The following is a 14,186-nucleotide window of genomic DNA, read 5'->3' as shown; positions in this document are numbered from 1 at the left end:
CTTGCCCCTCTTATGCGGCGTGATGCGCGATCGCGCGGCGCGTAATGCGGTAATTCACGAAGAGATCGCAGCCGAGCAGACAGAAGAGCAACAAGCCCTGAAACACGCCCGCGAGCGCTTGCGGCAATTGCAGCGAGGTCTGTACTGCTTCGCCGCCCAGATAGAGCAGCGCCATCAGGAGGCTCGCGAGCACGATGCCCACCGGATGCAGCCGCCCGACGAACACGACGATGATCGCGGTGAAGCCATAGCCCGGCGACCAGCCCGCCTGAAGCTGGCCGATCGGCCCGGCCACTTCGCCCATGCCGGCGAGGCCTGCGAGGCCGCCGGAGAGCAGCAGCGACGTCCAGATCGTCTTCTTGTCGGAGAAACCGGCGTAGCGCGCGGCGAGCGGCGCGAGACCACCGACGTTCATCCGGAAGCCCGCGAAACTCTTGCGCATGAAAAGCCACACGAGCGGAATCGCGATCGCCGTCAGAAACACCGACGCGTTGATGCGCGTGCCCTTGAGCCACGTCCAGTGCCAGTCGCCGTAGAGGCGCGGGAACAAGGCGGCGTCGCCGAACATCGCCGAGATCGGGAAGTTCATGCCCTCCGGGTCGCGCCACGGGCCGCTGACGAGATAGATCAGCAATTGCGTCGCCACGTAGGTAAGCATCAGGCTCGTCAGGATTTCATTCGTGTTGAAGCGGCTCTTGAGCAGCGCGGGAATCGCCGCCCAGATCATGCCACCGACAATGCCGCCCAGCATCATGAGCGGCAGCGTCCACCAGCCCGATGAGTCGCCCGCATGAATCGCGATGCCGCTCGCGAAGATTCCGCCGAGCAGCATCTGCCCTTCCGCACCGATGTTCCACACGTTCGCGCGATACCCGAGCGCGAGCCCGAGCGCGATCAGGCACAGCGGCGACGCCTTGAGCACGAGCTCGGACCAGCCGTTGATGCTAGAGAGCGGCTCGATGAAAAACGCGTTCATCGCGCGCAACGGGTCTTGGCCGACCAGACTGAAAATCAGAAAGCCGAGGACAAGCGTCGCGACGGTGGCCATAACCGGCACGGTGAGTTGCATGAGACTCGACGGTGTCGAGCGCGCTTCGAGTCGGTAGGGGAAAATAGTCATTGTGTTCTCGTTCAGACGGTATCAATTTCGACCGCTCTCTGGCGCTTCCCTTCGAAGAGACCAGCCATGAAGAGCCCAACTTCCTCCGCGTTTGTTTCGCTCGTCTTGCGCACTGGCGAGAGCTTGCCGCGCGCGATGACGGCGAGCCGGTCGCAGATGTCGAACAGTTCTTCGAGCTCTTCGGAAATGACGAGAATCGCGACGCCGCGGGCCGACAGATCCAGCAACTGCTGACGGATGAAGCCCGCCGCGCCAACATCGACGCCCCAAGTCGGTTGCGCGACGACGAGCACCTTCGGCTCCTGCAGGATCTCGCGTCCGACGATGAACTTCTGCAGGTTGCCGCCCGACAGGCTTTGCGCGAGCGCATGGCTACCGCCGCAACGCACGTCGAACGATTCGATGCAGCGGTCCGCGAACGCCTTCACCGCGTTCGTCTTGACCCAGCCGCCGCGCACCAGATTCTCGCGATGAGCGGTGAGCAGGCCGTTATCGGCGAGCGACATCGCGGGCACCGCGCCGCGTCCCAGCCGTTCCTCGGGCACGAAGGCGAAGCCGAGCCGGCGGCGCCCGCCGGCGGTCAGACGCGCGGCGGGATTGCCACAGATCGACACGGCATCGGCCGCGATGTGCTTGTCGCGGATTTCGCCCGACAGCGCGGCGAGCAGTTCCGCCTGGCCGTTGCCGGACACGCCCGCGATCCCGAAGATCTCGCCCGCGTGCACCGCGAACGACACGTCGTCCAGCGACGTGCCGAACGGATCGGGACTCGCCACCGAGAGATGCTTGACCGCGAGCCGGACATCGCCCGGCGTGTGCTCGCGGCGCGTGTAGTCCGGCAGCGAATGGCCGACCATCATCTGCGCGAGCGACGCCTGGGTCTCGCGGCGCGGATCGGCGTTGCCGGTCACGCGGCCGCCGCGCATCACGGTGGCGTTCTCGCAGAGCGACTGGATTTCGTCGAGCTTGTGGCTGATATAGAGAATGCTGCAGCCTTCGGACGCGAGGCGGCGCAGCGTCAGGAAAAGCTTCTGCACCGCCTGCGGCGTGAGCACCGAGGTGGGCTCGTCCATGATGAGCAGACGCGGGTTCTGCAAAAGACAGCGCACGATCTCCACGCGTTGCCGCTCGCCCACTGTCAGACTGTGCACATGGCGCTGCGGATCGACGTCGAGCCCATAGTCCTTCGACACCTCGCGGATGCGGCGGGACAAAGTCTTCATGTCGAATTTCTCGTCGAGCGCGAGCGCGATGTTCTCGCCGACCGTCAGCGTCTCGAACAGCGAGAAATGCTGGAACACCATGCCGATGCCGAGCTTGCGCGCAGCCGCCGGGCTGCCGATTTCGACTACTTCGCCCTGCCAGCGGATCTCGCCCTCGTCCGGACGCACGGCGCCGTAGATGACCTTCATCAGCGTGGACTTGCCCGCGCCGTTTTCGCCGAGCACGGCGTGGATTTCGCCCGGCATGACGACGAGGTTCACGCCGTCGTTCGCCTTGACCGACGGATACTGCTTGCTGATACCGGATAACGCCAGGCGCGGTGGCCTGGTCGACGCAAGAATGGAGTCATCCATTGAGATTCCTTAGCGCCTGGCTGCCGACTAGGCAAGGCTCGTATAAAGTTACCGATCCTCTAATGCTACAAATCAACCAGCACGAAGTAGCGGTAATGTATTATGGAATGCAAACTGTTTTACGTCGTACATACGGCTGCACAATAAGTTAATGCCACTGTCAAAGTTCAACTTGCTAGACCCGGTTTCCGGCGACGCCCGCGTCGCAGCCTTCAATTCCATAGCAGCTCAACCGACGAGAGTCTGTTGCCACTGAGCCGGGTGCCCATTACCTTTCCGCATAAGCATTAAGGGCAGAGCAATGCCCCCCTTTTGTCGCGGGGTGCACGAAGAGGCGAAGCACGTTAAAGAGTCATGGCTTGAGACAACCAGTCGTTCGAAGGACACCGGCACGCCATTACACGTTGTCGCAATGGCATGCGTGTCCCGGTCGTTCCAACAGATGCCGGTTGAAAGATCCAACTCTGCGCTGGTTCGCTAGAGTTCATAGCTGGTATACCAGACTGTATAGCGAAAAAGTACGTTGCTGCAAGCAGTATCTCGTTGGGACAAGTACTGAGGGAGAGTGGCGAATTGGGATTAAGTAAATCAGTACCAACAACGCTTCCACTCACGCTGTAGCCAACCGAAGCCAAGCGGACATCAGTCTCCAAGAGCGTGCTTAAGGTCCATTCCCGATGTCTCAAGCGTACCGAAACGATAGCCACGAATGACGGCGGTGAGGCCCATTGAGATGCTCGTTTATCGTAGCTCGGAGCTCACCCTCAGGCGTGGGCGACGGCGGACATAGTCATCCGCCCTATAGCAACTGACAACGCTCAACTTGTCAGGCCGTGAAGGACGCTAGAGGCGTCAACCACCGGACAGAGGGTCTGCACGCGCCTTGCTCGCCTCCTCCCCCATCGCTTCATTCGCGCAAACCGACGCGCCGCTCACGCGCGCACAGGTTCGCGCCGAACTCGTCAACCTGGAACGGGCCGGTTACAACCCGATTCCCGACGACGTGGATTACCCGCAGATGCTCCAAAAGGCCGAAGCCCGAGTGCAAGCTGATCAGATGGCGTCGCAACGCCAGGCCGCGAATCAATCCGCCACGAGCCAACACTGAGTTGGCTGCTTCAACGGCCGACACGCATTGTTCCGGCTGGCCCTTCGGAACCCTGCCGGCCGTCATCTCCGAAAAGGTTAATCCTTTAGCGACCGCGCTCGACCGCAACGCCGGTTAGCCCATGCAGTCCGCAAAGCGACGCAGAGCGATTCGCTGGCACGTTCATGCAGCAAGGCAACTGTTTGCCGACCCTCTCGTTCTGCTTCGCCCATCTTGAGCAGAAGTTGACGATACAGTCGCCCCAGCCCCGCCGCGTCACACTCCGGTTTGCCACTCGCGATCAACATATAGAGCGTGCGAAAAGCGCGGATTCGTCCGTAGACCAGGGCGACACGCTCGGGCAATGCGGTCCCGAGTAATCCGATCTTGGGCACGGCGCTTTCGTACACGATGTCGCGCGGCATTTCGATTTCCGCCACCCGAATCATGTTGCCAGCTTCAGCCTGCTGGGCAAGCAACGTGATGTTCTGCGTGAGTTCGCCGATCGCTGCTGCGTAGGAGAGAAGTTCGCCCGCGAGCGCGCTTGCGAGCGCAGATCCATCGCGGAAGCGTCTGAAGTCCTCAGCAACGAAATTGGCCACCACCGCGACGATGACGCTGCCGGTGAAGGTGAAGAATGGTCCCCAAAAACCGCTCCAAAAACCGTCCATTTCATTTCCAGTTGTCATTGACGGTGAGCATTCTAACCAGACCGACTGTGCGACTAATACCGACGAGGAGCATCGCACCGGCTGATGTAATAACTACCGACACTCAAGCTGCTACATTCCGCGGCCGGTTGATTGCCGGCGGAGCAGTTCAATGTGAGCGAACTTCGTTCAAGGTTCGATGAACTTCGACAAGCGGCACGCAGCGTTCTCGCATGCGAGAATGCGCCGGCCCTTTCCCTAACTCTTGAAATCGCTTTGATGATTATTGCCATAAGCATCAAAGCCACTTTTTCTCATTAAGGTGTCCGCATCCGCGAATCGAGCGCCTGCCTGTAGATCCGTACGAGAACACCGAAACACTGGCGATTTTTGGCGCCGATGTCGCACCCATTAGGCTCTCGCTCACTTGCCGCCTCCGTAATCGTGATACTCCAGCAGCGCACTCAAGCAAGAGTCAACTTGTGTGCGTTTGAGATCGACCAGCAGATCGTCGTGGGCAAATCGATTCACGAGATGCACGTAATATTCGAGCGTAGTTTTGATGTCCTTGTGGCCCATAAGCTTGCGCAGTTCCGCATCCAGCGCCGCGTCGTAAACGAAATGCTGTCCTAGGCGCCCCTTCTGCTTGAGCGCTTCGTACACGAAGTACGTGGCGCAGGAATGTCGGAGCATGCAGGCCGTGAAACGGCGCCCCTTGAATTTCACTTCGAGTGCCTTCGCGGCGAGAAATGGAATCTTGGCGAATTCGCGGTAAAGCATCTGATAGGTCACTGCATACCCCGCCTTGTTGAGGAACAGGACGGAGTTCGGTGGGGAAATCCCCGTGCGCTCGCGATACAACTCCGCACGCTGTCGGCGAAGCGGAATATAGGCGGCACAGATGGTCTGCCACAGCTTCCCAGGAAATTCGATGGAACGCACGTTGCCCTTGGATGCAAATTCGTAATGCAACGATCGTCGGCCAAGGTCCGGCGGTGCTTCGCCGTCGTCGTAGGGCACGAAGTCGACGTTGAGTCCCTTGCCGCGATATGGGAGCTGGAGCAAGTCCTTAGGGCGCACCGCCGTAATGCGTATGATCGTGGCAATAATGGCATACACTGGGTCGTCGAAAAGTGGCAGCGCCGTCTCGTAGTCGGACTGCGTCACGAACCTGTCCAACTCGCGGTGATGCAATGCCGGCCGTCCAGTAGGCAGGTTGAAGTTGAGCTTCTCGACGCTGACGGAGGGCTTGATGTGTCCCAGTAGATGCTGGTTAGCATCGAGACGATGCTCGATCTCATCCCGCTCCACTTCAAGGGAATGCTCGTAGCCGTTTTTCTTCGCCCAACTGTAGAAGTCGTAAATCCGGTAGGCATAGTGGAGCGCCGTATCGTAGGCAATGGTGCTGCCGTCCTCTCGGGGCTGCCCCAGATGGACCAGATAAGCATCGAAGATGTCCTCGTCAATGGATTGCCAGGCCGCGCAGCCGTAGCCTTCATTGTCCAGCCAGTCGAAGTAGCGTGCCAGGATGTGCGCATAGTTGCGGCTAGTCTCGACGCTCCTAGATTTCCGCTTCGCGACCGCCATCATCCAACGCGTGGGCTCTTCGAGAAGTCCGTGATCGTTATCGAAGAAGATGGCAACCCGCGAACGCTTGTACGCCGGATGACCCATCAGGCCGTTTGCGAACTCCATTATGCTCACGACGCCGGCATCTCGTCTGTTCCAAATGAGGCAATGAATGCCCGCATCTCCTGGATTCCTCCCAGCAGGGTGTCAATGCGGGCGTTCAGCGCGTCGAGCTGTTTGTCCGCCTCACCGTCGAAGTTTGGTGCTGACGGCTCTTCAGTGCCGGACGCTCTAACGATTCCCCGCTGCCTCAGGTTCGCCTCCATCTCTACCAGCCGCATTTGGATGGCAGCGGCTTGATACAAGGTGCTCCGAGGGAACTGGCAGCCTTCAACCACCCTTTGGCGACTGATCCGGGTGCCCGCCTTGTTGAGGTATTTTCGCCAATCGCCTGCCTCCTCTCTGGCGGTAAAGAACGCTTCGAGCCGTTCGAGCTTGGTCATAGCATCACGCCAGGACGATGGAGTTGAAGGGCTCGATCAAGGACACCTCCTCGAACTCCGCCGCGATCATCTCGATGGCATGCTGCACCTCAATGTGAGCGGCACCACGGTGTTGTCGACCGCTGCGGGCTACGCACGTCGGACCGTCAGCGTGTAGCCGAACGCAATGGATTGGAGCCTTTGTGATCTTGCGTAACCGATCCGCGATGAAACGGCGCTGCTCCGCAGTGTGCGTGGTGCCATCGACGTAAAGCGCGATACCAGGGACCTGAGACTTATGCTCCCTGGCCCAAGTGGTTTTCCCGGCCATCGGCAGACCGCACAAGACATAGACGGCACTGACGGTGTTTCCAACTGGGTCATCTGGTGTAACCTGCACCAGTTGGTCCATGAACGACGCCAAGGTGTCGGCCCAGGAACTTGACGTCGGCAGCGTAATATATCGCTTGGTGGTCAACGCCGCTGGTTCCGCTGGGCCGTTGCCCACCTGCTGTCGCAGCATGGCAACCTCCGCCCGGAGGTGCTTGATTTCCTGCTTGTCGTGACCGGCCTCCTTGAGTTGCTTCGCCCGATTCGCCGTTTTAGCCGGCGTCTCGGCGGCCAATGCCACGTAGTATTGAAGCTGATCGACTAGTTTGCGGTAGATCCTCTCTGCATCCTTCCTGAGGGCTTGCAATTCACCTTCAGCGCTGGCCACGCGCTCTTTGAGTTCGGCCACCTTCTGCTTGACTTTCGACGCCTCGGTGACCTCGACCTCGACGAGCTTCACGCGTGACGATGGTTTGCCTTTGATGACCTCGCGGACCTCTTGCCAATCCGGGTCGGGCAGATAGAGGGTAGCCCTAGCGACCCCAGCCCTCACCGCCACCTTCTCGACGTTGAGCTTGTCGCCGCGCGAACGCATCGTCCCGATGCACGCATACACGCGATCCAGAACGTCCGGCTTAGCCATTGGCCAACTTTCTGAGGAAATCGTCCGCACGGTCACTGTCGATCTCGCGCAACCGCGCGAAGGCGTGCTTGATGATCCGCTCCGAGAAAGCCTTCTGCTGCTCGCCGGCATACGGATGCACGACCAGCTTCTGGTGGAACACGATCTCGCTTTCCAGGACGGGGACGTGTCTCTCCGTGAAGACAGCGAAGCGGCAGTTCAAGGGGTCGCAGGCGTATAGCGTCGGATGCAGTTCCGGCGCTTCCACGAGGAACTTGTGCCCGCACGGCGAGGGCTCCACCGTCGCTGGGGTCTTCATGCAGATCCCTAGATTTGTGCGATGAAGGATGGAGATGCCCTGGTCCAGCATCGACTCAACATACTGAACTAGCGTCTCCTTACCAGCATCCTGCAGCTTGGCCTTGAACATCGCAGATTCTTTTATGGTCTTCCGCGCACGCAGGCCCGCGACACCACCAATCTTGTTGTTGAACACGGCCCCGACGACCTCCGTCAAGAGGGCGACGTTCTGGTCGATGATGATTTGCTTGATTTCCGTGTGTACGCCCGGAAGGGCGAGGATATACCGCAACGTCATCTTCAGGCTCTTGTGCGAGAACAAATGCCGGATCAGCTCAATGTTGCGCGGGTCTTGGTAGATTAAGTACATCGCCAGCGACTTGCGGAAGCGGTGCGGATGGATCGAGGCATCGACCCCAGTGATGCGGGCGACGCGCTTTACCGCTCGTTCGGGATACGCAAGGTGCGCACGGTTTCCGAAGTGGTGCCCCGCTACGACCGCGAATAGGTAATCGTGCCCACCGTACATCCGTGCTTCGTGGGACAACGCCTCCAGTAGTTCAATGGCCCTTGCCGTCGGCTCCGGAATAGGAATGACCTTTGTGTCCCCCTGGCTGGCGTGCGAGGTCTTGAACACGGCGAAGCGCAGCCAAGGGCCTTCCGCCGTCCTGCTCACGCAGCCGGAGCGCAGGTTGACTACCTCCGACCGGCGCATTCCGGTAGTCGCCAGGATTAGGGTGCAAGAGGCGTCCATCAACGAGGCGATGATGTGCATGATCCGGTGCCGATCGAGGTAGTCGGTGCCATCGCTACGCTTGGTTGTGATGCCGAGCGGCCACCAAGGTTTTCCTTCCACGAGGGCAGGCGTGTAGGCAGCAAATTCTTTTAGTCCTTCCCGTGAATTCAGCGATAAGCTATCTAGACGCAGCTTCGCCTGTTCGGCCTGCTGGCTTACTACGGACCGGAAGAAGGTCCGGAACAGCCAAAGGACATCGTCGCCGTAGTCATTGACCCAGCGCAGACAATGGACCACGACTTCAGCATAGTCGTCGAGTGGGATCGGGCTAAACGGGGTGGATGCATTGTCGTAGGCTTCCCGATAGCGCCCAACCGTCGCCTTGTCGATGTACTTGTCGTGGATGGCATATTGCGGTGGCAACAGGCTTGAGGCAGAAAGCTTCCGCCAATACCGGAGCGTCCACGCGATTTCCCACTTGGCGCCCGATGTCGGGAGATTTTCGATGAATGCCAGCACAGTCTCCACTGACAGATCGTTGATTGTCCTAAACCCGGTGTCGCCTGGCGCTCCGAGATAGAGAGATTCCTCGTTGAACAACTGGAACAATCTCGCCAGTCGGGTCTTGCGCGAGGCCATGCTCCCATAGGAGCGAATCCATATAGAGACCGCGAAATGCGGGACTTGATAGAAGAGCAACGCCTTGGAAATGCGCAACCAATGAACGAAGCGTTGCGTCGTTATGTTGAAGTCAAGCGCATTCACGTAGTCAAAGTTGAGCCTAGCGCCCTTGGCCACGACATGTGGGTAGCATGTAAAATTCCAGAGGCCATCGCCGAACCTGCTCAGAGGAGAGACCGCAATGGAATCCCACTCTTCGACGGGGATGTCGGCCAGCGAGATAAGCCCGGCAGGCACATCGTCAGGTTCCTCGCCTTCGTCTCCATCGACGAATTCGCCAGCAGCGTCGACACCGGCTTGCGTCAGCAGCGCATCCTCTTCGGCATCCTCCAGAATAAGCGAATCTCCAACATCCTTGAGCGCAGCTTCGATGCCTTCATCAGAGAACATCGATCTGGTCATGCGGCACCTCGCATTATGCGTGGCAGAATGTACGCGTCGGTCCTCGCCAACGCCACACCCTCGGCGACTTCAGCCCGATCGCTCCAGTTGTCCAGCACCCATTGCCAGCCGGCACGCTCATCTTCGTAGTTATTGGCCCACTCCGGCGCCGGAATAATCAAGCGCAGGTCATCGAGGTCACAGATTCGGCGTGCAACCCATGGTAACGCTTCCTTGAAAATGAGCGCCCTATCACACATAGAGCAACGGTTAAAGAACCGGCACCGCTCGCCAGCGCCAACAAACTTCTCTGCATCTGGCCAGGTGGGTGCCAAGGCGTTTGTGCATGCCGCAATGTAGGTCTGGCCGAAAGGAGACATCAGGTGAGTGACCTGTTCTTGAGTAAGTTCTAGGGGGTCGTCTGCCCGTCCGAGGCGCAGATGCTGCTGCCTAACGTGGCTTGTGCCTCGCAGAGCTTCCCGTAACTCTTGCAGGGTCGCGCTCTGTGCAAGCCGCGCATGGTAGCTGTGGAAATCCGCAACGTGCCGCGTCTGCAACTTTCTGATCTGCTGATTTTTTAGCTCCGCCGCGCCGACATCGTCGTCGTAATGCACGGATGTCGTGTCAATGTCGGCATGGCCTTGTAGTCCTTGCATCTGATCGATGGTCAAGCCTTGCTGCCGCCGCTTCGTCTGCACCGTGGTACGCAAGCGACGGGATTCAAGGGTCGGGGATTTGGCCTCAGTGTCAATCGGGAGGTCATGCCGCGCGAGGAATTTAGCGCTGTACTGCGAGATCGCTGCGCCGCCTACGATGGTCGTCAGCATGGTCTCCGTCTTCATCCACAGATTCTTGATTGGAAGGAACTGCCAAAGCTGGCCAGGCAGGAAGTGCGGCGACGATGACTGTCGCGTGACCATCTTCTCGACAAACTTTAGTAACCGATAAACACCGTAGGGTGACTTTCTGTTTGATCGGTGCGACACCGCTTTCTCGGTTCGTTGCTTGCTGCTGTAGATGATGCAGTAATGTTCATCCACAAGGTCAGACTCAATATGGCTTTCGATCGGCAGGCTGAGCGACAGCACGGATTCCAGATTCCACCCGGTGTTGATCTGCACAAAGAGGATGAATGGATAGAGCGATGCGGCCGAGAAGGCGAAGTGGCTAAAATAGGCGTTCTGGCCGTGGCTCATCTCTTTGCCCTGCGGGCCGAAAGACATCGCCTGAATCACCCGGCGCGCACGCCCCTGGGCGGATAGCATCCCCTGATATCGGGCGCGCTGCTCCTCCATGGAGAAGGTCATTGTCGCTTCCTCAAGTGGCATGCCAAGCGGCCAAGCCGGATGAATGTTGTACGCCGTGGCCATCGCGCGCCATTCCGACTCAACGGAGGTTAAGGAAGATTTCGTGCGGTACCGGTTTGAGCGAACATTGACCAGTATGCCGTCGTTATCCGAAAACGGCGCGGTTCGGCCAAGCTGCGCACGGAATGACGACATCTTGTCAATGACGTACTTGATATCTTCGAGGCAAGCACCAACCAAAGCGTTGAGCGTAGCTCCCGAATAGCTTTCGGATACTTGTTCGGTCGTGCGCGGGCCGGGCGGCCACTCGATCACCGGCCCGACGACGCGAGATCCGCCATGCTTCTTCTGGAGGGCAAGAATGGCGCTACGAAGGTTGCCATACAGTTTGCGGTTGCTTGCCCGGCCGGAATGCCTTCGGATCAGCCACGCGTGAAAAAGACGTCCGATGGCATAGCTGAGATCTGCCACACTAGTCGGAACGCTTTGCAGCGGCTCGTCGCTGTTAAGAAACGCGATGAAGTTCTCGATACCGAGATGCGACGATTGGTAGGACTGGAACGAGCGGGGCTTCAGCGCGAAGTGCAGGCTGACGCCGACGAGCAACTGCTGGATCAAGAATCGATGGTGAGGATATGCGTCGGCAAGCGCCGACAGATCGCGGTTGAAGGCTGGTTTCTGCGGATTATGTGTCTTGTACCGCATCACGAGCTCGACCGCGCTGAAGTCTGGGGGGCGATTGCGCGCTTCCCGACGCTCGGCCAAGCTGACGGGATCGTTGGGAAGCGCAGCAACGGTCAGGGCCGGCTTCATAAGCGTCTGAGCGGTCACAGCGCCCGGTTTTGAGAACGGTCGAGGTCTTTTGGCCATACCAGCTATATAGACACACGATCAATGACAGTACTATTTCCGCGGCCAAAAGAGAGGAAATAGTCACACATCGAGTGAAGACAGATAACGAATCGAGAACCGCACGCGGCACGCGCGCCGCCCTCTCCCAGAATCACACCGCACGTCCCGTCGTTGCCAGCGCGGTATAGATCCGAGAGCCGCCGGATCGACTCGCTGGACACGGGCGACGGAAAGGGGCGACCTGCATCCTCCGCGAAGAGCGAAAGCATCGTCCAAACGCAGTCGGTGGACCACTCGGCGACCGGCGAAAACGTGAGAAATCCGTCCGCATTCCGGACGGGGCTCAGCGCATTCTCGTTGCGAGCGGCCATGGCCGTTGCGCGACTACCACTTTCCCCGAACCGGTTGCCGAGGATGGTGACGACTTCACCACTTCCGCCGGCGGCCGCCAAGCGCTCGAGCGTGACGCGCAGGCGATTCTGCGGGTCGACCTTCCAGTCCGCCGCACAAGCACGTATCCGCTTTCCGTTCCTCACTCCGTTTTCCGGGGTGCGAGGAAGCGTCCCGCGCCCGATCGTCGCAACGACGAACTGCGACGCAAGGGACGGCGTCGCAACGTGCACGGAAACTGGGACATCCGCATCGTGATTCGCGTCGCGGATCTCATCCAGCATGGCCTGGAGGTGCCAGTGCATACTCGGATTTTCGATTGTCGTGTCTGCGCTCGTCACGAAGTGCTCGCGCGACACGTCGGTGCCGGCACGCCGCACCGCCTCGAGCATAAGGATCGCCGTACAGGTTGAGTCCTTCCCACCGCTCAACGCGTTCGAGAGGGTGTAGCCCTGCCGAATCAGCGCGGCAAGTGCGTCGATCGCCGATTCCATCTTCGCCAAGATTTCAGAAAACATATGCTGCTCCATGTGCACGGGAACAGCCCCATGCGGGCGCCATTCCCGCATGGGTCGAGGATAGATGCCGATCAGGGCACGCGGTAGAGTTCGCCGCGTGCAGAGACCGATTCCCAGTTCTTCAGATAGACGTCTGCGATCCGCGCGTCGCCGCGCAGCACCACGACGTTCTCCGAGTTGTACCGGGCCTGTTGCGAGTAGTTGTAGCTGCCGGTTTGAACCGTGACGTTGTCGATGACGATAATCTTCGAGTGCTGAGCCGAGTAGCTGCTCACGACCCGAACCGGAATCCCGGCGTACGTGAGCGCTCCCAGCGCGGCGCGTGCCCGGCCGCTACGATCCTCGTCGAGGTTGCTGCGGGCATCGACCGTCACCGCGACGTCGACGCCTCGCCGCTTCGAGGAGATCAACGCTCGAGTTACTGCCGGTGCGGTGAACGAATAGGCCAACACGCGAATCGACTGGCGCGCTTCGCCGATCGTCCGCAACACCAGCGCTTCAGCGCCGCCATCCGGCGAGAACGCAATTTCGACCCGCGGCAAGGGCTGCGCCTGCGCGCGGCCGCCCAGCGCGATCGCAACGCAACAGCACAGCCATGCCACCAGCACGGCCCAACCGATTTGCTTCTTCATAGAGGTATCTCCAACGGAAAAGAAAGGCGCCGCCCCATTCCCGTGCCGGGCGTTGAGATACGGCATCGAAACGTTGTGACGAACGCACTAGCGGTTCGCCAATGCTTTCGCCACATCGCGCGCGGTGACGGTCAAGAGCCAACGACCACTCTTGTCCCGCGGCCAGCGGGCATACTCCGCATACCCTTCTGTCTGCGGTCCCGGCGAACTGGTGACCGCGACGAGGAAGTCAATGTGATCGGCAGGAACGCGCAGTACAGAGCAGCTGGATTGCAGCGCGTACCGAACTGCCGAAAGCCCGACGTATGCTGGTGCATCAAGCACGGTCAACGCATGCAGCGCGACGTCGCGCGCTGACGCGTCTCCAGCTTTGTCGGCGACGATCGAGAGCGTCGCCAGACGTGCCCGAACCGACATCGCGTCGAATGAATCTCGCGCGCTTTCCGGCACGACACGCGACGCGAGCTGAACAAGATCAACATTCAGAAGTGGCATTCAGAGGCCTCAAAAAAAGGCCCCACTCTCTTGCGAGAACAGGGCCGCTGGTCAACGGATTAGATGCAGGGCTTGGGGTGCCCTGCGGGAAAAGTGTGAACTTGTCCATCTTTGCAGATGACCGCGTCCGTTTTCATAGGCGGCCGCCTATTCACGGCCTGCGAAGCCACCACGTAGCGCAGGGCCGGTGCCGGCGGCTGTGAGCGGCCGTGCATCGCGATCAACAGCATCACCAGGTTCGTCATCCCGTCCATCGAACACTCCTCCGTCGACGATTCAGGACACGACGACAGCCGTAGCGGCCACCGTCACCCATCGCCCGTCAATCAGCACGTCGCGCAGCCGCGAGCCGTTCAGCTCGTAGACGTGCTCCGTACCCATGCGGATGGGTTTCGGGCGAACCGAAACCGTCAGGCTTCGATTCAGAGCGACAGAGTTGGACTTCAGTTTCATTGCG

At 59.7% G+C, this 14,186-nt stretch carries 14 protein-coding genes; 1 reads left to right on the top strand and 13 read right to left on the bottom strand.

From position 1 onward, the window contains the following. Positions 1-10: 10 nt before the first annotated feature. Both C3Y15_RS04440 and C3Y15_RS04435 read right to left on the bottom strand, forming a co-directional pair. Entirely contained in the window at positions 11-1,120 is a 1,110-nt protein-coding gene (locus tag C3Y15_RS04440; protein WP_124259837.1) for an ABC transporter permease, read from the bottom strand. Between the two features lie 11 nt (positions 1,121-1,131). Next, positions 1,132-2,697: an ABC transporter ATP-binding protein gene (locus C3Y15_RS04435; protein WP_124259836.1), complete on the bottom strand. Its 1,566-nt coding sequence runs from the start codon at positions 2,695-2,697 to the stop codon at positions 1,132-1,134. Positions 2,698-3,580: 883 nt separating this feature from the next. Here C3Y15_RS04435 and C3Y15_RS04430 point away from each other — a divergent pair. Further along, entirely contained in the window at positions 3,581-3,805 is a 225-nt protein-coding gene (locus C3Y15_RS04430; protein ID WP_124259835.1) for a DUF4148 domain-containing protein, read from the top strand. Positions 3,806-3,882: 77 nt separating this feature from the next. Here the strand turns inward: C3Y15_RS04430 and C3Y15_RS04425 are convergent, their stop codons facing one another. The 11 genes from C3Y15_RS04425 to C3Y15_RS31640 form a co-directional block, all read right to left on the bottom strand. Further along, on the bottom strand, positions 3,883-4,455 hold the full coding sequence (locus C3Y15_RS04425; RefSeq protein ID WP_124259834.1) for a hypothetical protein: 573 nt from the start codon (positions 4,453-4,455) through the stop codon (positions 3,883-3,885). Positions 4,456-4,857: 402 nt separating this feature from the next. Beyond that, complete coding sequence (locus C3Y15_RS04420) at positions 4,858-6,129, bottom strand: site-specific integrase (protein ID WP_185499738.1); 1,272 nt, start codon at positions 6,127-6,129, stop codon at positions 4,858-4,860. A gap of 5 nt (positions 6,130-6,134) precedes the next feature. Continuing rightward, positions 6,135-6,506, bottom strand: a complete 372-nt coding sequence (locus tag C3Y15_RS04415; RefSeq protein WP_124259833.1) for a hypothetical protein — start codon at positions 6,504-6,506, stop codon at positions 6,135-6,137. Positions 6,507-6,510: 4 nt separating this feature from the next. Further along, positions 6,511-7,458, bottom strand: a complete 948-nt coding sequence (locus tag C3Y15_RS04410) for a hypothetical protein (protein WP_124259832.1) — start codon at positions 7,456-7,458, stop codon at positions 6,511-6,513. Further along, entirely contained in the window at positions 7,451-9,556 is a 2,106-nt protein-coding gene (locus tag C3Y15_RS04405) for a site-specific integrase (RefSeq protein ID WP_124259831.1), read from the bottom strand. The genes C3Y15_RS04410 and C3Y15_RS04405 overlap by 8 nt, the downstream gene beginning before the upstream one ends. Continuing rightward, on the bottom strand, positions 9,553-11,655 hold the full coding sequence (locus C3Y15_RS04400) for a hypothetical protein (protein WP_124259830.1): 2,103 nt from the start codon (positions 11,653-11,655) through the stop codon (positions 9,553-9,555). Before C3Y15_RS04400 ends, C3Y15_RS04405 begins: the two co-directional genes overlap by 4 nt. Positions 11,656-11,717: 62 nt before the next feature. Then, positions 11,718-12,602, bottom strand: coding sequence for a phosphoadenosine phosphosulfate reductase family protein (locus C3Y15_RS04395; protein WP_243860189.1), 885 nt, complete (start codon positions 12,600-12,602; stop codon positions 11,718-11,720). A gap of 71 nt (positions 12,603-12,673) precedes the next feature. Further along, positions 12,674-13,234 (bottom strand): phospholipase D family protein, encoded by a 561-nt coding sequence (locus C3Y15_RS04390; protein ID WP_059475124.1) that lies wholly within the window; start codon positions 13,232-13,234, stop codon positions 12,674-12,676. Between the two features lie 87 nt (positions 13,235-13,321). Then, the gene (locus C3Y15_RS04385) at positions 13,322-13,729 is read right to left on the bottom strand and encodes a hypothetical protein (protein WP_124259829.1); all 408 of its coding nucleotides are present in this window, start codon (positions 13,727-13,729) and stop codon (positions 13,322-13,324) included. A 59-nt stretch (positions 13,730-13,788) separates the two neighbouring features. Next, on the bottom strand, positions 13,789-13,983 hold the full coding sequence (locus tag C3Y15_RS04380; protein WP_059475123.1) for a hypothetical protein: 195 nt from the start codon (positions 13,981-13,983) through the stop codon (positions 13,789-13,791). 22 nt (positions 13,984-14,005) lie between these two features. Next, the gene (locus C3Y15_RS31640) at positions 14,006-14,182 is read right to left on the bottom strand and encodes a hypothetical protein (protein WP_166677036.1); all 177 of its coding nucleotides are present in this window, start codon (positions 14,180-14,182) and stop codon (positions 14,006-14,008) included. Positions 14,183-14,186 lie beyond the last annotated feature (4 nt).

Origin of the sequence: Burkholderia sp. B10 (genome assembly GCF_004368385.1) — a bacterium.
GTDB lineage: Bacteria > Pseudomonadota > Gammaproteobacteria > Burkholderiales > Burkholderiaceae > Burkholderia > Burkholderia vietnamiensis.
This window is presented reverse-complemented; position numbering and strand designations above follow the sequence as displayed.